This is a genomic window from Pedobacter nanyangensis (assembly GCF_003313505.1).
GTDB classification, from domain to species: domain Bacteria; phylum Bacteroidota; class Bacteroidia; order Sphingobacteriales; family Sphingobacteriaceae; genus Pedobacter; species Pedobacter nanyangensis.
Genome location: NZ_QMHO01000020.1, coordinates 31,297 through 54,986, shown reverse-complemented (window position 1 = coordinate 54,986; position 23,690 = coordinate 31,297). Strand labels below are relative to the sequence as shown.

At 41.0% G+C, this 23,690-nt stretch carries 17 protein-coding genes; 11 read left to right on the top strand and 6 right to left on the bottom strand.

All coding sequences use genetic code 11. The features are described 5' to 3' along the window. The 3 genes from DUT71_RS19585 to DUT71_RS19575 all read left to right on the top strand — a co-directional run. Positions 1 to 535: hypothetical protein (locus DUT71_RS19585; RefSeq protein WP_162796131.1), on the top strand; the 535-nt coding region annotated here is incomplete at its 5' end. A 268-nt stretch (positions 536 to 803) separates the two neighbouring features. Next, on the top strand, positions 804 to 2,129 hold the full coding sequence (locus tag DUT71_RS19580) for a redoxin family protein (protein WP_113664230.1): 1,326 nt from the start codon (positions 804 to 806) through the stop codon (positions 2,127 to 2,129). Between the two features lie 294 nt (positions 2,130 to 2,423). Next, a complete protein-coding gene (locus DUT71_RS19575) occupies positions 2,424 to 2,930 on the top strand; it encodes a TlpA family protein disulfide reductase (RefSeq protein WP_113664229.1) in 507 nt (168 codons plus the stop codon). 503 nt (positions 2,931 to 3,433) lie between these two features. Here DUT71_RS19575 and DUT71_RS19565 read toward each other — a convergent pair. The 3 genes from DUT71_RS19565 to DUT71_RS19555 all read right to left on the bottom strand — a co-directional run bounded on the left by DUT71_RS19565 (position 3,434) and on the right by DUT71_RS19555 (position 7,726). Further along, complete coding sequence (locus tag DUT71_RS19565; RefSeq protein WP_113664227.1) at positions 3,434 to 4,459, bottom strand: FAD:protein FMN transferase; 1,026 nt, start codon at positions 4,457 to 4,459, stop codon at positions 3,434 to 3,436. A gap of 97 nt (positions 4,460 to 4,556) precedes the next feature. Then, positions 4,557 to 6,209: a UxaA family hydrolase gene (locus DUT71_RS19560; RefSeq protein WP_113664226.1), complete on the bottom strand. Its 1,653-nt coding sequence runs from the start codon at positions 6,207 to 6,209 to the stop codon at positions 4,557 to 4,559. Further along, complete coding sequence (locus DUT71_RS19555; RefSeq protein WP_113664225.1) at positions 6,209 to 7,726, bottom strand: tagaturonate reductase; 1,518 nt, start codon at positions 7,724 to 7,726, stop codon at positions 6,209 to 6,211. The genes DUT71_RS19560 and DUT71_RS19555 overlap by 1 nt, the downstream gene beginning before the upstream one ends. A gap of 237 nt (positions 7,727 to 7,963) precedes the next feature. On the opposite strand from DUT71_RS19555, the gene DUT71_RS19550 reads away from it, so the two are divergent. Further along, a complete protein-coding gene (locus DUT71_RS19550; protein WP_113664224.1) occupies positions 7,964 to 9,286 on the top strand; it encodes a sugar MFS transporter in 1,323 nt (440 codons plus the stop codon). A gap of 18 nt (positions 9,287 to 9,304) precedes the next feature. After that, positions 9,305 to 10,489 (top strand): N-acetylglucosamine-6-phosphate deacetylase, encoded by a 1,185-nt coding sequence (nagA, locus tag DUT71_RS19545; protein ID WP_113664223.1) that lies wholly within the window; start codon positions 9,305 to 9,307, stop codon positions 10,487 to 10,489. Positions 10,490 to 10,530: 41 nt separating this feature from the next. On the opposite strand, the gene DUT71_RS19540 is transcribed toward nagA, so the two are convergent. Then, complete coding sequence (locus tag DUT71_RS19540; RefSeq protein WP_113664222.1) at positions 10,531 to 11,748, bottom strand: Gfo/Idh/MocA family protein; 1,218 nt, start codon at positions 11,746 to 11,748, stop codon at positions 10,531 to 10,533. 235 nt (positions 11,749 to 11,983) lie between these two features. Between DUT71_RS19540 and DUT71_RS19535 the strand changes: the two genes are divergently transcribed. From DUT71_RS19535 to DUT71_RS19520, 4 genes are all read left to right on the top strand, one after another. Beyond that, complete coding sequence (locus DUT71_RS19535) at positions 11,984 to 12,997, top strand: LacI family DNA-binding transcriptional regulator (protein ID WP_113664221.1); 1,014 nt, start codon at positions 11,984 to 11,986, stop codon at positions 12,995 to 12,997. A 272-nt stretch (positions 12,998 to 13,269) separates the two neighbouring features. After that, a complete protein-coding gene (locus tag DUT71_RS19530; RefSeq protein WP_113664220.1) occupies positions 13,270 to 14,709 on the top strand; it encodes a Gfo/Idh/MocA family protein in 1,440 nt (479 codons plus the stop codon). 26 nt (positions 14,710 to 14,735) lie between these two features. After that, a complete protein-coding gene (locus DUT71_RS19525; RefSeq protein ID WP_113664219.1) occupies positions 14,736 to 15,491 on the top strand; it encodes a glucosamine-6-phosphate deaminase in 756 nt (251 codons plus the stop codon). A 150-nt stretch (positions 15,492 to 15,641) separates the two neighbouring features. Next, positions 15,642 to 16,826, top strand: coding sequence for a putative glycoside hydrolase (locus DUT71_RS19520; RefSeq protein ID WP_113664218.1), 1,185 nt, complete (start codon positions 15,642 to 15,644; stop codon positions 16,824 to 16,826). Positions 16,827 to 16,845: 19 nt separating this feature from the next. On the opposite strand, the gene DUT71_RS19515 is transcribed toward DUT71_RS19520, so the two are convergent. Then, the gene (locus DUT71_RS19515) at positions 16,846 to 17,619 is read right to left on the bottom strand and encodes a rhamnogalacturonan acetylesterase (RefSeq protein WP_113664217.1); all 774 of its coding nucleotides are present in this window, start codon (positions 17,617 to 17,619) and stop codon (positions 16,846 to 16,848) included. Further along, positions 17,616 to 18,368, bottom strand: a complete 753-nt coding sequence (locus DUT71_RS19510; RefSeq protein ID WP_113664216.1) for a rhamnogalacturonan acetylesterase — start codon at positions 18,366 to 18,368, stop codon at positions 17,616 to 17,618. The genes DUT71_RS19515 and DUT71_RS19510 overlap by 4 nt, the downstream gene beginning before the upstream one ends. Positions 18,369 to 18,606: 238 nt before the next feature. Between DUT71_RS19510 and DUT71_RS19505 the strand changes: the two genes are divergently transcribed. Further along, entirely contained in the window at positions 18,607 to 21,900 is a 3,294-nt protein-coding gene (locus DUT71_RS19505; RefSeq protein ID WP_113664215.1) for a SusC/RagA family TonB-linked outer membrane protein, read from the top strand. A 12-nt stretch (positions 21,901 to 21,912) separates the two neighbouring features. After that, positions 21,913 to 23,667 carry a RagB/SusD family nutrient uptake outer membrane protein gene (locus DUT71_RS19500; protein ID WP_113664214.1) on the top strand — a complete coding sequence of 585 codons (1,755 nt, stop codon included), beginning with the start codon at positions 21,913 to 21,915 and terminating at the stop codon, positions 23,665 to 23,667. The last annotated feature ends 23 nt before the right edge of the window (positions 23,668 to 23,690 follow it).

Below are 23,690 nucleotides of genomic sequence, written 5' to 3'. Positions count from 1 at the left end.
GGGTGACCAGCTTGGAACGAAAGGCAGTGGTTACTTTCAACGAAATCTACACCTATACCAAGCATTAGCGAACAACGTAGGCGACCCAACCGAGCTGGTCACACAGCTTGATAAGGCCATTGACATCAGCGTTAGTCCCAAAACCTTAGAAATGATTTCGAATATTAGTGCATGGGGAAAAAAGGTAGACAATTTAGAAATAGACCGGAAACTGTTTAAGGCTGGAGAAAAATCGCTCAGCATTGATCCCGATAACGTAAAGTTCATTTTTAACCTGGTCCAAAGCGCCTGGAAAACCAACGATAAAAATTCAGCCATAAAGCTGACCGAAAATGCAAGGGATGCCCTTTCCAAAAGTCCTTCGAAACAACAGCTTACCAGTATACTAACCGAATTGCTGGCTTCGCTGAACAAGGATATCCTTCCTACAAAAGAGCAGTTTAACAAATGGACGGACCTGATTATACCACCGATGAGCAAAGAAGAACGTGCAAGAGCTTTAAAAGGAGTTTTGGGGGTTCCATTAAAAAATTAACCTAGCAAAAGTCCTAATTACGATCCACAAGCTTGAAGTTTATTTCAAGGAAAAATTGGACCATAACATAAACTTAAACAACACCCAGTTAGCGCTTTATTAGTATAGGAACGAGAAAATTCATGGCCAGTATTTTTCTAACGCTACGTGTTAGGATTTCAAAGCTAATTTGAAAATTTTTTCCCTAGTGCGGAACTTGGATTTGGGATAAATATTGCGCCAATGCCACAGCAGAATCATTTCCCCTAAAAACTTAAATGATATAACAATGAAAACAAAAGTTAAAACCCACATCCTCCTGATGTTACTGGTATTTGCCAGCTGTGCCTGGGCACAACAGCCTGCTGCCAAGCCTACCTTTGGCATTGGCTCAACGGTGGACCAATATCCCGAGGTTGAATGGATCAAGGGTAAGCCCGTGACCAAATTTGACCCAGAAAAAACCTATCTCATCGAATGCTGGGCAAGCTGGTGCGGCCCATGCATTGAGGCCATCCCACACCTCAACGAGCTGTACCAAAAATTTAAGGACAAGATTGTGTTTGTTGGCCAGGCTGTGGCCGACCAAAAAGAGAGAATGGTTGCAGTTGTAGAAGAACAGGGGGCCAACATGGCCTACCCCATTGCCTATGACCATCAAAAGGATTTTGACAGAAAATGGTTGAAACCCGCTGGAATTACGAGCATCCCCCGGACACTTGTGATCCAGAACAACCGGGTGGTCTGGACTCCCCACCCTGATCAAATGTCGGCCGAGATACTCCAACTGTTGGTTGACCGCAAGTTCGACCCTGCGGTTGCAGAGGCCCTGGACCCCTCAAAAATATACCAGCACATAACGGATTTGATCGAGCAAAAAAAGGACTACCAAAAGGCCATGTCCATGGTAGATTCCATACTCCATAAAAAACCCTATGATGATCGGGGCCTGGAACTAAAAGGGGCCCTATACCAAAAAATGGACAAACCTGTGGAAGCCCTGGCTTATTTTCAAAAAAAATTTGAGGAAAACCCTACCGAAAAAGTGAAGCGCAACTATTACCGCACCCTCCGCATCAATAAAAAATGGGAATATTTGGACAATGCTGCCAAAACCTCCCTGAACAAAAACCCAGGGGACTACGCCTCTATTTCGGCATTGCTTGAAAGTACCAGTGAAATGAAAGCATCTGGGGGTTTTAAGGCAATCAAGCCATGGATAGACCGGTTTATTGCTGCCAATGGCAACCCCGTAGCGCTAAGGAATATCGCTGATAGCAAAAGTTATTTTCCAGAGCTGAAAAAAAATGCCGACCTCGACCAGAGCCTGTTCAAAGCTGCAGAGAAATCGCTCAGCATTGATCCCGACAACCTTGATTTCATCCATCGTCTTGTGAGAAGGGCCTGGGAAAACAACGATAAAAATGCGGCCATAAAGCTGGCCGAAAATACAAGGGATGCCCTGTCAAAAAAGCCCTCAAAACAGAAGCTAACCAATATATTAACCGAATTGCTGGCTTCGCTGAAAAAGGACATATTACCTACAAAGGAACAGTTTAAGCTTTGGAGCAATGAATTATTACAATCAGCAATATTACGGGCAAAGAAAATATAGAAACCATTTGGACCATTCGTATTGGCAAAAGCTAATAAAATAAACTGCTGTAGGAAAGCAGAAAACTGTAAAGTAAATAGATGGCCAGTTTACCAAGGCCCGGGTTTGCTGCATAGCAATATTACTAAACGCCCATGTATATCACCATGGTTTTGTTTAGCGCAGTGCCAAACGAATACACAAAACCCAGTTATTCATGATTGCCAATGAGGAACATGGGCACGTCTAAATCTGCTCAATAGATATAGCAACTCCCATAATTTAAAAAATTTAAACTTTTAAAACATCAAAGAAATGAAAACAAAACTAAAAAGCTATTTGCTGTCGATCATCGTATGGTTAACAGCGTACCCCGCCTTGGCACAATTTCAGGTCGGCTACAAGGTCGACAAATATCCTGATGTAGCGTGGATAAAAGGCCAGCCCCTAACCAAATTTGACAAGGACAAGATCTATCTTATAGAAGTTTGGTCAACCACCTGTCACAACTGTATAGAAGAAGTTCCAAAGCTCAATCAATTTTACGAAAAATTTAAGGACCAAATCGTATTTATTAGCCAGTCTACTTATGATTTTAAGGAAGAAATAGAAAGGTATTTTAAAGATGACGGTACGGTAAACCCTTATCACCAACGTTTCCCCATTGCCTACGATGTGAATGGTGATTTCCGTAGAAATTGGTCGAAAAAATTTGGCTACCAGTGGTATCTGATACGGGACAATGAAGTGATTTGGATCGGCTATGGCAGACATTTGACAGAAGAAAAGCTTCAGGGAGTGATCGATCGCAAATTTCCTTAGTATCACGCATTGTTGCCAAAGCATTTTTGGTAAAAACCCTTAATGGCATTTTATAAAGTGATCATCGAAATTAGCCCCTAACAACGCTAAACTTTGTTGTGCGCTATATTTTAGACTTTTAAAACTAAAAAGATTAAACCATGCCTAGTGTTAGAGCTAAAGCATCTTTGCCTAATTTAAACCGATGCCTATGGATAAATAAAGAAGAAAGCCAGTGCACTGATACTCAAAACCTATATCGTATGAATGGTTTTGGCAACAATACCCCAAAATATCCATGAAACCTTCCCGCCATTGGCAGGAACACTTCATGAGGGTCATGAAAGCTTCCTGCCGGTGGCAGCAGCCAATTATGAGGGTCATGAAACCTTCCCGCTATCGGCAGGAACACATCATGAGGGTCATGAACGCTTCCTGCCGGTGGCAGCGGCGCCATGACCCTCAAAAATCAATTTACCTTTTAAAACCATTAAAAAATTGGCAATATGACTACACCATTGTCCTCAATCAGGACCAGCTTGCCCAGATTTATCACTATCTATCAGTGAGTAAAATCCCACTGTAGCTGTGTCGGCCATGGCCCCATTTGACTTTCTATAGATAAAGTAGGCTTGCATATCCGGATGTTTCCTCATAAACACTAGCGCTTCTTTTAGGTTCATTCCCATCAGAGGGGTATCATAGCCATCTGCAGTAATGGCATTTTTTGCTACAACAGTAACACTGATCATTTCATTTTCTATTGGGTGGCCAGTCCTCGCATCAATGAGATGAGAAATGCGCTTGTTTTCTTTCTCGATATATTTACGATAATTTCCAGCCGTAGTGATTGCCCCTTTTTTGAGGGTAACAATCCTTCTTACAAAAGGCTCGTCCCTATTATCTGTTGCCGGACCTTCAATTCCAACTTTCATGTAAGTTCCGTCAGGTTTTTTACCTTTTACCTTTAATTCGCCTCCAATCTCAACCATATAGCAATCTATCTTTTTGCTATCCAAAAAATTGGCCAATACATCTACGCTATACCCCTGGGCAATGCCGTTTACATCCAATTTTATGCACGGAACAGTTTTTTCCAAAAAATCATTCTGTAGAAGGATCTTATCGGAACCTACGCAAAGCATCAAATTATCAATCCTTGCAGAATCTGGAAACCCCACAACCTTCTCGGTGCCAAATCCCCAAGCGGCTAAAATCGGATAACTCGTGATATCAAAAATACCATTGGTTTCTTTATATACCGACAAAGATTCTTGTACCACCTTACGTAAATGTCTATCGACTTTAAGACCTTTTGCCGAGTTGTTAAACTGACTTATGAGCGAGTTTGGTTGGTAAATGGAAAGAGAATTGTCCAGTTCCTTAAGCAGGTTTTCGATATCCGTTTTTGAAATAATACTATCTTTTGCATAATAGGTAATATGATAGCTGGTTCCTTGGGCTTTACCGCTGATACGGAATGTTTTTATAGCTGGTGCAGCGCCCAAAAACAGCAGCAAAGGGAATAAGTATAAGCTAATTTTACACATTGCGAGGTTGCTAAAGAGTGTGAAAAAAAACCATCAACTTCGCTAAAATACCAACAGCTAAATAATTAGCGAAATATCTAGTTAAATTTCATCTAAATTATAAACTAACCCCTCTTTTCCATGGAATAAAATCATCCTGCCCATGGCGAACTGCATTAACTTCAACTTCACCGCTAGCAACTTTGATCACGTACTCTAAAATCCTTTCTCCAACTTGCTCAATTGTTTCTTTACCATCGATGATCCCTCCAGTGTTAAAATCGATAATATCTGGCATTTTATGATAAAGCGCATTATTGCTACTTAACTTTACCACTGGTACAATAGGGTTTCCAGTGGGTGTACCTAGACCTGTAGTAAACAGCACAATATTAGCGCCAGAGCCCACTTCGGCAGTGGTACTTTCTACATCGTTACCGGGTGTGCACAACAGATTTAGCCCTTGCTTTGTAACCTTTTCAGGGTAGTCCAATACTTCTACTATTGGGGAAATACCACCTTTTTTGGCTGCTCCGGCAGATTTTATCGCATCGGTAATGAGCCCGTCCCTAATATTGCCAGGAGAAGGGTTCATGTCGAAACCAGAGCCTGATTCAATGGCACGTTTTTCATAAGTTTTCATGAGTGATGCAAATTTCTCTGCTTCTTCTATCGTTACACACCTATCGCTCAAGCTTTGTTCTACCCCACATAACTCTGGAAATTCGGCCAAAATTACCGTTCCACCCATGGCAACCAACAGATCGGAAGTATAACCAATTGCTGGATTTGCAGAAATGCCCGAAAAGCCATCTGAGCCGCCACATTCTAAACCAATCACCAGTTTACTTAACGGCGCCGGTTTTCTTTCGCATTCATCAGCTTTTGCCAAACCGGCCAAGGTCTGTTTCAATGCCAAACTCATCATATCAGACCCTGTCCCTATCTTTTGCTGTTCCAACACGTAAAATGGTTTCGAGAAATTAGGGTCTCTTTTCACTATTTCTTTCTCCAGGATCGAAACTTGGGCGTTCTGACAGCCCAAGCTTAGCACAGTTGCTCCAGCCACATTCGCATGCGTAATATAACCGGCTAGTAAACCGCACAAAGTTTCTGCGTCTTGTCTAATTCCGCCACAACCACCATCATGTTTCAAAAACTTGATCCCATCAACATTTGGAAAAACCCGTTTTGATTTGATGTGCTTTTCTTCAACAAACACCTCCGCTTGTAACAAGTCCTCTGACTTTGCACCCGCGGTGTACATCTTTATCAACTGATCTGCTTGCGATTGGTAATTATTTTGCCGTTTATACCCCAGAGCTTCCACCAAAGTTTCCTGTAAAACATCTATATTTCTGTTTTCACAGAACACCAAAGGGATAACCAACCAGTAGTTGCTGGTGCCTACGCTGCCATCTTCACGATGAAAGCCCATAAAACTTCTATCTTGCCAAACACTTACGTCTGGTTTATTCCATTGCAGTTGTCTTTGCTGTGTTTCGAAACCTAAAACCGCATGTTTTATATTTTGGGTGGTCAATAAATTCCCTCTTTGCAAATCCTGCACTACCTTACCTACCAAAACGCCATACATGATAACTTCCGCTCCCTTTTTCAAATCTTGTGCAAGGAATTTATGTTTGGCCTGTACATCATCAAGCACGACATAAACCTCATCCTTGTATTGAACTTGTTCTCCTCTTCCCAAATCTACCAATGCTACAAATACATTATCTGAGGGATGTACTTTTAATATTTTCTGTGTCATTACAATGCGTCTATCTTATTTTCGATGATGTTCATTAATTGTTCCTTAACACTGGTATCGGCATTGGCCATTGTCAAGTAAAACCCATTTACCAATGCTTCAAAACCTGGCAACATCGATAGATCCGTATCCCATAAAGCGGTATCCTTCAATATTGCCTGAACAATATTCCCTTCATTATTTAGGAACAGTTGATAGATATGTTCAATTTTATCGTCGTTGATCAAATACTTGGTTCCATTGATTTTGCCATAGTAAAGGCCATCAATTTTTTCAGCTTTTATAAAACGGATATAACTGGCAAATCCAAATGCCATCAGTTCTGGCGCTTTATGAAATAGTTCGGCATATCTTTTCAATAAAGGCACCACTCTGGCCTTCAGTTTTGACGTATAGTTCATCGAAATACTCAACCATTGGTGTTTAATATGAGGATTTCTGAAACGATCTAGCACTTTATCGGAAAAATCAATTGCTGCATCGGTAGGCACTTGATAGGGAATGGCCGAAGCTATTTCTGACTTCATCAAACCAGCAATAAAGGCCTCCATGTTTTCATCTTCCATTGCCTGTTTCACGGTTCCAAAACCTGCTAAAAAAGCAACAGCACAGCTAAGTGTATGGGTGCCGTTTAGTAATCGTAATTTTAGTTCCCTGTGCAGATCAATGTCAGGTGTGATGATCACGCCCTTATCTACCGTGGCAAAAGTCAGTTTACTTTTGATTTTTTCATCCCCCTGTATCGCCCATAAACTATAGGCTTCGGCCATGATCAGCAAGCCGTCCTCATATCCCAACGCGTCTTTTTGTGCCTGAAGTGTTTCTTCGTCTGGTTTACCTGGAACAATACGATCAACCAAAGAATTACAGAAAGTATTACATTCCCGCAGCCAGTCTAAAAAAGGAGAAGGCAGCTTATTGCCTACTGCCAATTTCAGAACAATTTCCTTAAGTTTATCTCCATTGTCTGCAATCAACTCCGTAGGAATAATGACCAGGCCCTTATCCCTAGCACCATTATACATTTTAAAACGATGGTATAATACCGACACCAACTTACCCGGAAAGGAAATTGGAGGTGATACCAATACATTCTCATCAACAAATGCTATTCCAGCTTCAGTGGTATTGGAAATGATGAGCTCTAAAGAAGAACTCGCCGCAAAATCCAAGATAGTCTCCCACTGCTCATTTGCATTCAATACTCGGCTCACAGAAGCATTTACGATATCCTCGTGCACTTTTTTGCCGTTCTCTATCCCTCTTACGCATAACGTGTATAGGGAATTTTGCTCCTCAAAGTCCTTCGTATCTCCCTTATCGGTTGATTTAACGACTACAACTCTACCATTAAAAACCCCTTGTTTATTCGCTTGATCAATATAATGATCGGGCAAGCCGCGTAACAGTACACCAGTACCAAACTGAAGTACCTTCTCCGGCAAATTAAAAACTTCGGGGCCGGGCAACTCGACTGAACCCGCTATTTCCGCAAATGTTGACCTACTTAATTTCATTATTCCTCCTTAATAATTTTAGAAGATTTTCCTTTGATTAATATGCAATTCTATCAATTAATCTCTTGGAGAGTTAGCATATCGGCCATTTTATTTATGCAAGCGTTACCGAGAACGCTACCGCTCATTTTCTATCGGAATATTTCAGTTTAAGCATAAAAAAATAAATAGCTTAGCCTAGTTCAACATTTATAACCAGATACTAACCATTATCCGAACAGGACGCATTGATCATTTATGAAGAAAGACATCAACACCGTAGAAGTAGGCTCGCTCAGTAAAAGAGATACCATTATATCCATATTTATCATAGGGCTATTATTTTTCATTTTTGGATTTGTTTCTTGGGTAAATGCCATACTCATTCCCTATTTTAAAATAGCTTGTGAACTGACCAATTTTCAATCGTACCTGGTCGCTTTTGCATTCTACATCTCTTATTTTGTGATGTCTGTTCCTTCTTCCTACCTCCTAAAATCCGTAGGATTTAAGAAAGGGATGATGGTAGGGTTCTGGACCATGGCCATTGGTGCCTTTATCTTTATACCTGCAGCCTACACTAGGACTTACGAAATATTTTTGATCGGCTTGTTTTCAATAGGTGCTGGACTAGCAATTCTGCAAACCGCAGCAAATCCGTACATTACAGTTCTGGGGCCAAAAGAAAGGGCAGCACAGCGTATTAGCATTATGGGAATTTGCAACAAAGGTGCTGGTATTTTAGCGCCCTTACTTTTTGCGGCCGTCATCCTAAAATCTACTGATTCGGAACTGTTCAAACAAATCCCGTTAATGTCTCCAGAGGAAAGAAACGTCGTACTAAATGAACTCATCAGACGGGTAATTCTCCCCTATACCGTAGTGGGTGCAATATTAGTTGGGCTCGGTTTATTTGTTTACTACTCACCGCTTCCAGAAATCAATACCGAACATGAAAGCCAAGAGGTGGCAGAAAACAATTCGGGCAAAACAAGTATCTTTCAATTTCCGCACCTTATTTTGGGTGCCATTGCAATTTTTCTACATGTTGGCACCCAGGTTATTGCCATTGATACCATTATAGGCTATGCCGGTTCCATGCACATTCAACTAATGGAGGCCAAAGTATTCCCTTCCTATACACTTGCGGCAACAATTACCGGATACTGTATCGGAATCGTTTGTATTCCTCGCTTCTTTAGCCAAATTACGGCCTTAAGGGCATGTACATTAATGGGCACGGTGTTCACCCTCTTGATCTTATTTAGCAAAGGAGATATTACTGTTTTCGGCCACACTGCAGATATATCCATTTGGTTTGTAGTTTTACTTGGGCTGGCAAATTCTCTGATATGGGCAGGTATTTGGCCGTTGGCACTGGAGGGTTTGGGACGCTTTACAAAACTTGGGGCCTCGATTATGATCATGGGTTTATGTGGCAACGCCATTATGCCTTTATTATATGGCCACTTTGCAGATTTATACGATTTAAGGCAGGCATATTGGGTATTGCTGCCATGTTATCTTTTCCTTGTATTTTATGCAGTTAAGGGTTATCGCGTAAGAAAATGGTCTATCTAACCACTGAATTTAACATAAATGAAAAAGCAAATCAAAATACATAACGCTAACATCATCACTCCTTATAGAATTCTTAAGTTGGGCAGCGTGCTGATAGATGAAGGAAAAATAAAGGAAGTTAGCCAAGGAAATATTGATGCTCCCGAAGCGGACAGTTTTGATGCAGAAGGGAAGTATCTCTCGCCGGGTTTTATAGATATCCATGTGCATGGTGGAGGTGGCCACGATTTTATGGACGGCAGTGTTGAAGCTTTCCTGAAAGTGGCCGAAGCGCATGCAAGGTATGGCACCACCTCTCTTTCTCCTACTACACTGACCAGTGAAAGGGCAGATCTGTTAAAAACCTTAGAAGACTACGAAAAAGCAAATCTTAAAAACTCAAAAGGTGCCCAATTCATTGGAATGCACCTAGAGGGGCCTTATTTCGCCCTGAGCCAAAGAGGTGCCCAAGATCCAAGGTACATCCGAAATCCAGATCCTGAAGAATATGAAGCGGTAATTGCCCATTCAAAACACATTGCAAGATGGAGTGCCGCCCCAGAACTAGAGGGTGCAATGGAATTTGGTCGCTATCTGAAATCAAAAGGAATTTTAGCAGCCATTGCCCATACCGACGCCATCTACGAAGAAGCTTTGGAAGCCTTTGAAAATGGCTATACCCTCGCTACCCACTTCTACTCCTCCATGTCGGGGGTAACCAGAAGAAATGCCTATAGATATGCGGGAGTGGTAGAAGCTGGTTATTTAATAGATGCAATGGACGTAGAGATCATTGCAGATGGTGTCCACCTTCCAGCACCACTTCTAAAATTAATCTATAAAATTAAGGGCCCAGATAGGATCGCATTGATTACTGATGCCATGCGTGGTGCCGGAATGCCCGAAGGAGAAAGTATATTGGGCAACATTAATACTGGCTTAAAAGTGATCATTGAAGACGGGGTGGCAAAATTACCAGACCGTTCCTCTTTCGCCGGAAGCGTAGCTACTTTTGACCGATTGGTAAGAACAATGGTACAACAGGCCGAGGTGCCTTTAACGGAAGCCGTTAAAATGGCTACGGCAACACCAGCAAGAATCATGGGGATCTCCGATAGCAAAGGCAGCGTAACTGTTGGCAAGGATGCAGATCTGGTTATTTTCGATGATGATATCAATATCGATACCACTATTGTAAATGGTAATATCGTTTATCGAGCTTAAAGAAACGCTGTCATCATTCATAAAGAAGCCTATGGCGATGTTTAAACGCCATAGCTCTTTTGCCAATACTGCACATCTCCCTTGTCCATCGCCATGTTAGCCATATGCACCGCAATGGCGCCGTACTTACCACTTTTCACATCCGCAAATGGCTTTTTGTTTTCTCTGATACAAGTGGCAAAATCCAACAAAGCGTAAGAAGAAGGATCTCTTTTTGCTTCATCCTGATAAGCAAATTCCAATTTCGTGGCCTTGCCTTGAGTGGCATTTAGCAAGGTAGCGCCAGTGACGCCATCTACAACGCCAGTTTGTTTTTTAACGGCCTCAGCATAAATAAAGGCCTCGTCCCTTTCTATCTGTAAAGTAGCCTTTGATCCCAACACTCTGATTTCATAACCATGGTAGGCATTAGATAAAATCGAAGACACATTAGCTTTTACACCATTCGGATACTCAAAAACGGCTCTTACGTTATCATAGGTTTCTCTTCCATCATTCCAATAATTGATTCCTCCCATACCTACTACTCGTTCAGGATGCGCATTTGTCATCCAATTTACAATATCCAGCTGATGTCCACACAACTCGGCCATGAGTCCACCCGAATATTCTTTATACATTCTCCAGTTTACGATACGTTCCGTACCCTTCTCCAGCACAGGAAACCTCCAGTCGGAATTACGATGGTACTGGCATTCAAAATGAGTTACCTTGCCCAACCACCCTTCATCAATAGCTTTTTTCACACGATGGTATAAGCCAAAATATCGATACTGATGCCCGACCTGAAAAACCAAGCCAGCACTATTTACTCGCCTCTCCAAATCTAAAGCCTGTGGAATATCGTAGGTCATTGACTTTTCTACATAAACATGTTTTCCTGCCGATAGGGCATCTTTGGCCATTACATAATGCAGATACAAAGGCGTGGCAATGATCACGGCATCTACCTCTTTGTCTTCCAATAGTTTTCTATAATCGCTGTATCGCTTTGCCTTTGTAGAGATATGCGCTTTTATCTTTTCCGCATTCACATCCAATATATCACAATAGGCGGTAATCGTAATCCCCTCCAAACTCTTGATCAACTTGGCCAAACCAGTACCCCGCGTACCCGTGCCAATAACACCAACTCTAATCACTTCCTTATTTGCAGCAGCAAAAGAAGAAGTTAGTCCAGCATAGGATAAGGCCGCTCCCGAAAGGGCCAAAGTTCCGGCAGAAAGAAATCTTCTTCTTGTAAATAACATTCTTGACATGGTGATTCTATTTAATTATGAAACTAATTTATAGATTTCCATTTGCCTGAATTCCTTTTTGTGGATCTAAAATAGCGGAAACGTTCTCGAAATTACCACAGGTTACAAAATGAGGCTAATTCCAAACCCATATACATTTGTTACAGATAACGGCACCTTCATTATCTGTCATCAACTTGCCAATGCCACTAGAATTTGATATTTTCACACCTTCAACCTTGCCACAACCAAATACATGAAGCATTTCATTACCATAAAAGATATCGCCCGCGAGCTAAACATATCAGTATCTACGGTATCAAGAGCGTTAAGGGATACTTATGATGTAAATGTGGAAACAAGGGAAAAAGTGTTGGAAATGGCTGCCAAGTTAAATTACAAGCCCAATTTTAATGCCACAGGACTTGCCAAAGGCAGTAGCCATAACATCGCCGTTATTTTACCTTTTATTACCAATTATTATTTTTCGACCGTAATTACCGGTATACAAGAGATTGCCTACCAAAGTGGATATACCATTGTGCTGTACGTTACCAATGATTCGCCCGAACGTGAACTAGATATCATCAAAAATCTACCTATCACAAGTCTAGATGGACTTTTGGTTTCTATAGCTTCTAATTCAGATGCATCCGGTCATTTCGAGGAGGTCATCAACAATGGCATACCCGTAGTATTTTTTGATCGCGTAGCCAATCATATCGAAACCTCCAAAGTAATGCAGGATGATTATAATGGTGCATTTGAAGGCGTAGAGCATCTGATTTCCAACGGTTATAAAAAAATTGCACATATTGCGGGACCAGCAAGCCTTACCTTTACACAAAATAGGTTAAAGGGTTATCAAGATGCCCTTTCTAAACATAACCTTCCAATAAGCGAAGACTGGATCATACATTCTGGCTTTTCCCAAGAAGATGGAAAAAGCGATGTTGAACAACTATTGAAATGCAAAAATAGGCCCGATGCCATATTTGCCGCCAATGACCGAAAGGCTATTGGCGCCATGCTAACCCTAAAAAGCAAGGGAATCAAAATTGGGAAGGAAATTGGAGTATTGGGCTTTACCAACGATCCATCGTCCGAAATCATTTCCCCGTCTTTAACCACTATTGCTGAGCCTGCTTTGGAAATAGGGAAAAAAAGCTGTGAGCTGCTACTGAAACATATTTCAAAAAAACATTTCCATCCCGAAGAAGTTATTTTTCCAGGCAAGCTAATTATTAGGGAATCAACCTCTAAGGTTTAGGCCAATTTGAGCTTTTGCATCACTTCGTCAGCAAAAAAATCAACAGACAATCCCTTCCCGTTAAATCCATTTCCATTAAATTTTCGGCCGAAATTTAGGGACAAACCCATTCGCTATTTTCGAAAACGCTCTCGGTAACGTTCTCGCTAATTATTCCTTTAAATGGGTGTTAACGTAACTCCGTATTTAATACATTTGGTAAACAGTAACAGATTTAACCATTAACTTTTTTAATAAAAGTCAACCCATTATAGGCTTATAAGTATATAGAGATGAAAAATAATCGTAGAGAATTTTTAAAACTAACTGGATTAGCGGGAGCAAGTATTGCTGGAGCAGGTTTTTTACAAAGTTTTACCGGTCCTATCGATTTAGATACAAGCCCTAACACGCAGCCTATTTTAAGTGGTGATGGTTTTAATATGTCTGGTTACGCCGCCCCGAAACTAGATACCGTAAGAGTAGGATTTATCGGTCTTGGAAATAGAGGCGCAGCAGCTGTTTTTAGGATTTCGCACATTGAAAACGTTGAGATCAAAGGCCTTTGTGACCTTAGGTCGGAAAAAGCAAATGCCGCCAAACAGAAACTTAAGGGTAGTCCGCACCAGCCTACCTTATATACAGATAGAGAGGATGAGTGGAAGAAGATGTGTGAAAGGGATGATATTGATCTGATCTACATTTCTACGCCTTGGCACCTGCATACGCCCATGTCGGTATATGCAATGAACCATGGTAAGCACGTATGTGTAGAAGTTCCTGCGGCCACTACCATAGAGGGCTGCTGGGAATTGGTAGAAACTTCAGAAAGGACTAAAAAGCATTGTATGATGCTGGAAAATTGCTGTTATGGTTTTTTCGAGCTGTTGACCTTGAATATGGCCAGACAAGACTTCTTTGGAGAGATTGTACATTGTGAAGGCGCCTACCTACATGACTTAATGGAAGGTAATTTCTCAAAGGACAAATACTACGATTTCTGGAGATTAAAAGAAAATTTCCGCAACGGAAATTTATACCCAACACATGGTTTGGGCCCAGTAAGCCAAATCATGAACCTCAACCGGGGGGATAAAATGGATTATTTGGTTTCTCTGTCTTCAAATGACTTTATGATGGGCAAACGAGCCAAAGAACTAGCTGAGAAAGATCCTACCTATCAGCCTTATGCAAACAAATCATTCAGGGGAAATATGAATACCAGCATCATCAAAACCCAGAATGGCAAATCTATCATGATCCAGCATGATGTTACCTCTCCAAGGCCTTACTCTCGTATACATCTGGTAAGTGGTACCAAGGCAACTGCACAGGGATTTCCACTTCCAGAAAAAATTGCAGTGGGCCACGAGTGGGCCAATGAAGTAGAATTTAAGGCGTTGGAACAAAAATACAAGCATGAAATTTCGAAGAAAATAGGCGACGTAGCTAAGAAATTTGGTGGGCATGGCGGTATGGATTTCATCATGGACTGGCGAACCATCGACTGCCTACGCAACGGTATCCCATTGGATATTGATGTGTATGATAGTGCATTATGGAGTGCACTAGGCCCATTAAGCGAAAAGTCTGTAGCCAATAGGTCCAACTCCATTGATGTTCCAGACTTCACAAGGGGCAAGTGGAAGACCAATCAACCAGTTGATGTAAAATTACTTGCTGGTGCCAATACGGGAGTTTCGCCCAAAAGAGGAAACAACTCAACATTTTAATTTTTTTTAACTCAAATAATTCATTCATGAAAATCACGATTTCTGAAAACCCGCTTAGTTTAGGCGAGGTTGCAGGAAGATTTGCGGCCAATTTGATAAGGGAAACCATCAACAAAAATGGACAGGCAAACATTATACTTGCAACAGGCACAAGCCAATTTGAAACCCTCAATCAATTAATTAAAGAAGATATTGACTGGAGTAAAGTTGTTATGTTTCATTTAGATGAATACATCGGTTTACCGATCAGTGAGCCGGCCAGCTTTAGAAAATATTTGAAAGAACGTTTCTTGGCTAAAGTAAAACCGCTGAAAGAAGTTTACCTTATTGATGGGGAAACTGATCCAAAAGAGGAGATCAGTAAACTTAAATCCTCTATCCTGGCCCGTCCCATTGATGTTGCCTTGGTTGGTATAGGAGAAAATGGCCACCTTGCATTTAACGATCCACCAGCAGATTTTGATACGGAAGAACCTTACCTGATTGTGGACCTAGATGAAAAATGCCGTAACCAACAATTTGGAGAAGGCTGGTTCACTTCACTAGAAGAAGTTCCTAAACAGGCTATCAGCATGTCGGTAAAACAGATCATGAAATCTAAACACATCATTTGTTCAGTACCCGATGAAAGGAAAGCACAGGCGGTAAAAGATAGCTTAGAGCAGTCTGTTAGTAATTTATTCCCTGCCAGCATCCTACAGCAACATACCAACTGCAGTTTCTATTTGGACAAAGCCTCTGCCAGCCTACTTTCATCTGTAGTAGAGGAAAAAGAAGCTTAATTCCTATTTTTACAGGAGATTATTTAAATAGAGCTTCGCTGTCGGGCTCTATTTAAATATTTAAGTGCTTATTGCTCTCATCAGCGGTTATCCAATTGGAATAAATGCAATCCATCCCTTTTTTATCTTCAGATCAGCAACGTCATTAAAATGAAAAAGTCCACACTGTTTTTAATCCTTATTATCATCCTGTCAAAAGCCAGCCTTGCGCAAACCTTGTTTCTTTCTTCAGGGATACCAGAAAATGGGTTGCCTCTAGCACAGATTTTTGATAATAAAATAGCTGATAAGTCGCTTTACCAACAGTCCAAGAACAAGGTATACTACATTTGGGGATCCCGTACGGCTCAACAACCAGAAGGTGTATCGGGCAGCAAGTATTTCCCCTCCATCCGTAATCCTGATAGAAAGCTAGACCTGAAGTGGTATCAAGAAAACCATCCTGATTGGGTCATGTATCAAGAAGATAAAAAAACACCTGCCTATGGTTACGTATACAGCTATGGCGGGCTGGTTCCATTAGATATTTCTAACCCAGAAGTAAGAGATTTTTACCTACAAAAATTTATTATGCCAGCGGTTAATGCCGGTTATAAAATGGTGGCCATGGACAATGTAGATTTAGGGAATTGGCCAAAAGCTGTGGGCAGATTTAAAGGAACTGAATGGATAACGCTTTATACAGGAAAGAAGAATGACGCTGTATTTCAAGAAAACATGATTGCCTGGATGCAGTTCCTAAAGCAAAAACTGAACCCACTAGGCGTAGCCGTTGTAGCCAATATAAAAGCGACTACAGCGCCAGAAAACGTGATCATTAAAACCATTGATGCGGTAGATGCTTGGTTAGACGAGAATGGCTTTGCACATAAAGGAATTAAGGTAACCGATAAGAAGTGGGAAGAAGCCATTGCCATTATCAATAAAGTCACCCAGCAAAAGGGGTATATTTCCATTAACCAAATGAGGGGTGAAAAAGCTGAAGACTGGCCCGAAGACCAAGTATCTTACGTGATTGGCAGTTATCTGTTGAGCAGAGGTCCAAAGAGCCTTTTGGCAATGTGCAGCTATACCGGCAACGCCATTTATCATCATTATTTTTATCGTAAAGAAATGGATACTGATATTGGTAAAGCAATTGCCGCTGCAGTAAAGGAATCAAATGGTTTATGGACAAGGAAATTCAGTAAGGGATTGGTGATCGTGAACCCTTCTTCCAAATCTTCGCAAACGATTACACTGCCCAAAGGCAAATGGAAAACATTAAGCGGAGAAATTATCGAAGGATACTTGCTAATGCCCGCTGCTTCTGCAAGTATTTTAACAACTCAATAGGTTCGATATCCATACCACCTTATTTGAAGTAGGAGGCAATATCCAATTTTTGCTTTTTAATTTCATTTACCGCTAGCTCAGCTACTTTTTCGGCACCGTATGCACACAAATGGCTGTCGTCCTTTTTACCTTCAGGTAATTTACTGAAACGCCCAGGTGCTATGTTTAGAAACAGTTTTTTCGACGCTTCGGGGCCATACTTCTGAACCAAGTCCATACTCAATTGATACAGATCAATCATCGGAACATCTAATTCTTTCGCCAATGCCCTCACGGCCAAGATGTATTCTCCGTAGGTATCTACCAATTTACCATTCTTATCAAATTTTCTTCTTACAAGTGAAGTGAACAAAATAGGTTTGGCTCCCAAAGCTCTTGTTTCTTTCACATAGCTTGCCATATTTTTCTTATAGTTTGTCCAAGGGTCTGTATGTCGTAAACTATCTGTTTTTTGGTCATTTCCACCAAACATAATAAACACGTAATCTCCAGGTTTTATCTGCGATTTTACCTTATCCCACCAACCTTCATCTCTAAAACTTTTGGAACTCCTACCACTTTTTGCTGCATTGTTGATTTTTACCGAAGGTTTAACAAATGCAGGCATCATCTGCATCCAGCCCCTTATCGGATAGCCTTCTCCTCCAAACTTGTTGAGATAACTATCGTCAAAATTGCACATGGTTGAGTCGCCTATGGAATGTATGGTTATTTTTTCCTCAGGCCATTTAAAAGCCAATAGGGCTATCGCAATTGCAAATACCCCCACTATATTTCTGTAAGTTAACCTCATAACACCAAATATTTAGCCAGTGGACTATTGATCTCACGTAGTCCTTTTACGGCCAATTCAGCCACCTTTAGAGCACCCGCTTCACACAAATGCGTGTCATCCTTTTTACCTTTGGGAAGCTTAGGGGTTACGCCGGCGTCAACATACATATATAGTTTTTTGGATTCTTCTGGTCCCATCGCTTCTACCAGTTCGGCGGTCTTCTTATTAAGATCGATCAGGGAAACGCCCATCTCTTTGGCCAAGTCCCTAACCACGGTAACATATTCTCCATGGGTATCTATCAATTTGCCCTTTTCGTCAAAATTTCTTCTAACGATAGAAGTGAATAGAATAGGATTTGCTTTTTTTGCCTGCACTTCGCGAACGTAATTTCTCAGGTTTTCCTTAAAAGTAGTTTGTGGAGAAGTATGACGAAGAGAATCTGGTTTAGCATCGTTATGCCCAAACTGGATAAAAACGTAATCTCCTTCTTTAACACGGCTAATAACTTTGTGCCAATGTCCTTCGTCTCTATAAGATTTGGAACTACGGCCACTTGCTCCCTGATTTACTATATTTATTTCACCATTAAAAAAAGTATCGATCATTTGCACCCAGCCCCTACCTGGGTAATTATCTGTGGTATTGGCTTTGCTCATGGTCGAATCGCCGATGGTATATAACGTGATCTTGTCCTTTTGGAAAATAAAAGAACAACAAACCAATAGGCACAAAGTAGCCGAAAATATTTTACTCATCTTTTTCATTAACAACTCGATTAAGGTTTTAAAAACTAATTTGGTTTATAAATATCGGATTGTTGGGGTACACTAAAAAGCATACGCCTATTTAAACGCCTAAAAATCTACGGTAACGTTGTCGAGAACGCTTCCATTGATTTTTCCCGTCATTTGATGGGTTTGTTCATCATAAAAATGTAATCTTGTTTAAGCGCCAAGCTTAACGGGAGACCACCCCGGCAACAACTAACCAAAACTATTATTCATGAAGGTATTTAACATCAACTATAAAAACCTTGAGACTTGGGCAACGATAAGACTGTTAAAGCTTACGATTTTGATGATCATAGGCAGCACGATGGTAGCAAAGGCCCAAACACGTATACAAGGAAAGGTACTGGGAAAAGAAAGCGGCAAACCTTTGATTGGGGCGAGCATCAATTTAAAAGGTAGCAACGTAGGCACACAAACCGACAAAGATGGAAGTTATTCGCTAAACCTGCCTTTATCCTCTGCTAATAAGATTTTGGTTGTAAAATACGTGGGGTTCATTCCACAAGAAATTCTAGTGACAGGACAAACTACGATCAATTTTTACTTGGTAGAAGAATCCCTACAATTAAGCGAAGTAGTAGCCATTGGCTATGCTACCGTAGAACGTAAAGACTTAACAGGATCCGTATCTTCCATTAATGAAAAACAACTTAAAGATATCCCTGTCAATTCTGCCGCCGAAGCACTTACTGGCCGTTTAGCTGGGGTACAGGTTACCACTTCGGAAGGAGCACCAGGAGCCGACATAAAAATCACCATCCGCGGAGGTGGATCCATTACACAAAGTAATGAGCCTTTATATATTATTGATGGAATTCAAGTTGAAGATGGTTTAACCGGACTATCGCCACAAGATATTGCGTCGGTAGATGTGCTGAAAGATGCCTCGGCAACTTCTATTTACGGTGCTAGGGGTGCAAATGGCGTAGTGATTATCACTACCAAAGGAGGTAAAGAGATGAAAACCCAAGTCAACTACAATAACATATTGGGTGTGAAAAGCCTAGCCAACAAGCTAGAAGTGATGAGCCCTTATGATTTTGTGATACGTCAATACGAACGTTCAAGAGGCTTGAGCAACACAGAAACAGCCTTTGAAAATACTTATGGCACATGGGATAAGCTAGATCAGTACAAAAGCACTCCAGCAATAGACTGGCAGGAAAAAACCTTCGGAAATCATGCCTTTATGCAAACACATAATGTAAGTATAGTGGGCGGAACCAAATTAACCACCTACAACCTAAGCTTAACGAGCAACAACGAGGATGGGATTATGCTAAACTCTGGTTTTGACAGAAAATTGGTCAACTTCAAATTCGACCACAGGGTAAGTAATGCCCTCCGAGTAGGCTTCAATGTAAGATATACCAAACAGAATGTTTTGGGTGCAGGCACTTCTGACGCTGGCTCAACAACTTACAATATGCTACGTCACACCATCAAATACCGTCCTTTCAACATGGGTAACCTCGCAGAGGATGAAATTGATGAAAGCTATTATGAAGATACCAATACAGGCAATGCCATAGGCATCATCAATCCCGTAGCATTAAGCAATGCCCAATATAGAAACAGAGAAACTAAAATCACCAACCTAAATGCTTACCTGAATTACACATTTAACAAGAACTTTTCATTCAGATCTACCGCTGGGGTCAACTATAACATGCAAAACACCCAAATTTTCGAAGACGGGGTCACTTCTCGAGCAAGAACCTTAGGTGCAAGGCTTCCCATGGTAGGTGTGATTGACAATGACAGGGACAATCTAAATATTTCCAATGTACTGACCTACAATCTCAAAGGATCGCAATCCCACAAGCTAGACGTGATATTAGGAAATGAATTTTATACCATCAAAAATAAAAGTCAAGAAATACAATTAAAAAATTTCCCATCAGGTATTACGGCAGATAAAGCATTGGGACAGCTAAACCTTGGTACTTTATTAACCACACCCGTACTTTATCCACTAACATTCCAATCTGAAACAAGGAGCGTTTCTTTTTTCCAAAGAACCAATTATTCCTACAAAGGGAAATATCTGGCAACATTTAGTTTAAGAGCAGATGCATCTTCAAGGTTTGCAGATGATAAGAGATGGGGTTACTTTCCTTCAGGTTCATTGGCTTGGAGAATATCTCAAGAAGATTTCATGAAAAATATTCCATTAATATCAGACCTGAAACTTCGTTTAAGCTATGGTTCATCTGGCAACGATAGGATCAACGACTATCTATTCCAGAATACTTTTAGCGCAAGTGCAAGGTATGGTCTTAACGAACAACTAGTTCCAGGATTTGTAGTCACTGATCTGGCAAACAAAAATCTGATTTGGGAAACCACCATTTCTCGAAATATAGGCTTAGATGTTTCAATTTTGAAGGAGAGGATACAACTTACCGTTGATGCCTATCATAACAAAGTAAACGATCTTTTGATCAATGTACCCATTCCGTCTACCTCTGGTTACGTAACACAACTACAAAATGTAGGAAATACTTCCAACAAAGGGTTCGAATTCCAGTTAAATGCTGTGCCGATTAAGAATAAGAACTTTACGTGGAATGCTAACTTTAACATCTCATTTAACAGGAATAAGATTGAAAAACTATCTGAAAGACAAAATTCTTATCTCCAAAATTCGGGATTTGGCATTTCTGGACAACCAGCAGATTATATTGTAAAAGTAGGCCAGCCTGTGGGTACCATGTACGGTTACGTATCTGACGGTTTCTATACCACCAACGATTTCAACTATGATGCAGCAACTTCTAGATATACACTTAAAAGCGGCGTTGCCGATGTTTCGGGTGCTATTGGCATTGCACAACCTGGTTGGATGAAATTGAAAGATTTGGACGGCAACAACATTATTGATGATAACGATAAGACCATTATCGGAAATGCAAATCCTAAATTTAGCGGTGGTCTTAACCAACAGTTCGCCTACAAAAATTTCGACCTGAGCATTTTCGTAAACTTTGTTTACGGCAACGATGTCTATAACGCCAATAAAATTGAGTTCACCAACGCGTATAGTTCTTATTCCAATGCTTTGAATATGGTAACCAACAGATGGAAAACCATCGATCAAAATGGCCAACTCATACAAAGGGTAGTAACCGTTGGCGGACAGCAATTTGTGGAGGGAGCCCCTCCAAGTGTATTGTCAGAAATCAATAAAAATGCCTCCATGTGGATCCCTATTAGCGGAACTGGTGCATGGTATCCAACTTCATGGGCAATAGAGGATGGCTCCTTCCTAAGAATCAACAATATCACCTTAGGCTACACACTTCCTTCTGCCCTCACAAATAAATTCAAGATCAACAGGTTAAGGATATATGGCACGGTAAACAACTTGGCAGTATTCACCAACTATTCAGGCTATGACCCAGAGGTAAACGCCAGACGATCAGTACCCGTTACGCCAGGTGTCGATTATTCCGCCTACCCTCGTAGCAAAACATTTGTTTTCGGATTTAACCTATCATTATAAACTAGAAGCATAATGAAAAGACAATATTTCAAGCATTATTTATTAGCAATAGGCGGTTTACTAATACTCACGGTTTCAGCTTGTAAAAAATACCTTGACCTAACCCCTCCATCAGCATTTGATGAACGTTATGTATTCAGTACCGTACCTAATGCCACAAGTGCAGTACTAGGTGCCTACGACAGGCTTGCGGGACTGCAGGCATACGGCAGCAGGTTGAGCCTCATCTATCCCTACGATAACGATGAGATGGTGGGCGTATTAAATACTACCGCTCCCGACAATAGTTCAAGGGATTTATCTAGATACAACGTACAATCTACCAATGCGCAATTGACATTACCTTTCGAACAACTGTATGCGGGTATAGAAAGAGCGAATATCTGTATCAAGAACATTCCTGGCATGGCCTTATACCAGAATGGCTCAGAAGAAGAGAAAAAACAGTTGAAAAGATTACACGGCGAAGCACTTACCCTAAGGGCTCAGTTTTATTTTGAATTGATCAGAAATTGGGGAGATATCCCAGCTCCTTTTGAACCTTCCATAGATCAGCCAGACCTGTTTTTACCGAGAACAGATAGGGATACCATTTACAACCGACTGATCAATGATCTTGAGCTGGCAAGCAACCTGGTACCATGGCGAACAGAAGTTGTTTCAGACGAACGAATTACCAAAGGGGCAGTGAAAGCCCTACGAGCAAAACTAGCCATGTTCAGGGCTGGATATTCGCTAAGGAGATCTCCAAAAATGATGGAACAGCGAGCAGATTCATTGAAATTCTACAAGATTGCCAGAGACGAATGTTTCGATCTAATGCAACGCCGCGATCAACATACACTCAATCCGAGTTTTAAAGCTGTCTTTAAAGATGGTATAGCTTCCTATAAAATAGACCCCTTTGGCGAGGTCTTATTTGAAGTGGCGATGCAAAGGGAAACAGATAGCAATATTGGTTATTATGATGGACCACGATTTTATGTCCCAGGCAATACTGCTTTGCTAGGCAATGGCCAAACGAGGATTATTCCTACCTACTTCTATGACTTTGACTCTCTAGATGTGAGAAGAGATGTAACCGCAGCACCCTACTATAATAGCCCCGAATATTACAAGACCGTACAACCACTACTCAACATGACCAGTGGGAAATTCCGTTCAGATTGGATCAGCCCCAGATTAAGTTCTGCTACGCAAGCCACAGGATTGAACTGGCCTTTGATCAGATTTTCTGATGTGCTATTAATGTTTGCCGAAGCAGACAACGCACTCAACAAAAATCCTACACCTGATGCCATTGCTGCTTTAAAGGAAGTAAGAAAAAGAGGTTTTGGAGGCAACGAATCTCTAATTGGAACAATTCCAACCACCCATGATGCTTTCCATACCGCTATTGTGAACGAACGTTATTTCGAATTCGGAGGCGAAGGCATCAGAAAATACGACTTGATCAGATGGAATCTATTGGGCAAGAAAATTACTGAGGTTAGGGCAAAGCTTACCAAAATGAGACTTAAGCAAGCACCCTACAACAATCTGCCTCAATACATGTACTATAAACCATCTTCAACAGAAGTAATTTGGAGCCACTCTTTGTATAAACCTACGCCTAGCCCTGCTCCAGCTGGCTTTACCAGAGTGAACTGGATCATTGCGCTTACCGATACTTGGGTAAACAACGTAGCGCAGATGTTTCAGCCAAACCATAGCGAACTATTTCCTCTGCCCCAGTCGGTAGTGGACACCAATCCAAAGTTAAAGTAAGAAAAGAGCCACAGAAAACTAGG

Bases quoted from the DNA above. Each gene is read 5' to 3' on its own strand.
- DUT71_RS19525 (WP_113664219.1), top strand. From the start codon at position 14,736: ATGAAAATCACGATTTCTGAAAACCCGCTTAGTTTAGGCGAGGTTGCA.
- DUT71_RS19560 (WP_113664226.1), bottom strand. From the start codon at position 6,209: ATGACACAGAAAATATTAAAAGTACATCCCTCAGATAATGTATTTGTA.
- DUT71_RS19510 (WP_113664216.1), bottom strand. From the start codon at position 18,368: ATGAAAAAGATGAGTAAAATATTTTCGGCTACTTTGTGCCTATTGGTT.
- DUT71_RS19580 (WP_113664230.1), top strand. From the start codon at position 804: ATGAAAACAAAAGTTAAAACCCACATCCTCCTGATGTTACTGGTATTT.
- DUT71_RS19550 (WP_113664224.1), top strand. From the start codon at position 7,964: ATGAAGAAAGACATCAACACCGTAGAAGTAGGCTCGCTCAGTAAAAGA.
- DUT71_RS19515 (WP_113664217.1), bottom strand. From the start codon at position 17,619: ATGAGGTTAACTTACAGAAATATAGTGGGGGTATTTGCAATTGCGATA.
- DUT71_RS19565 (WP_113664227.1), bottom strand. From the start codon at position 4,459: ATGTGTAAAATTAGCTTATACTTATTCCCTTTGCTGCTGTTTTTGGGC.
- DUT71_RS19520 (WP_113664218.1), top strand. From the start codon at position 15,642: ATGAAAAAGTCCACACTGTTTTTAATCCTTATTATCATCCTGTCAAAA.
- DUT71_RS19575 (WP_113664229.1), top strand. From the start codon at position 2,424: ATGAAAACAAAACTAAAAAGCTATTTGCTGTCGATCATCGTATGGTTA.
- DUT71_RS19555 (WP_113664225.1), bottom strand. From the start codon at position 7,726: ATGAAATTAAGTAGGTCAACATTTGCGGAAATAGCGGGTTCAGTCGAG.
- DUT71_RS19530 (WP_113664220.1), top strand. From the start codon at position 13,270: ATGAAAAATAATCGTAGAGAATTTTTAAAACTAACTGGATTAGCGGGA.
- nagA (WP_113664223.1), top strand. From the start codon at position 9,305: ATGAAAAAGCAAATCAAAATACATAACGCTAACATCATCACTCCTTAT.
- DUT71_RS19540 (WP_113664222.1), bottom strand. From the start codon at position 11,748: ATGTCAAGAATGTTATTTACAAGAAGAAGATTTCTTTCTGCCGGAACT.
- DUT71_RS19500 (WP_113664214.1), top strand. From the start codon at position 21,913: ATGAAAAGACAATATTTCAAGCATTATTTATTAGCAATAGGCGGTTTA.
- DUT71_RS19535 (WP_113664221.1), top strand. From the start codon at position 11,984: ATGAAGCATTTCATTACCATAAAAGATATCGCCCGCGAGCTAAACATA.
- DUT71_RS19505 (WP_113664215.1), top strand. From the start codon at position 18,607: ATGAAGGTATTTAACATCAACTATAAAAACCTTGAGACTTGGGCAACG.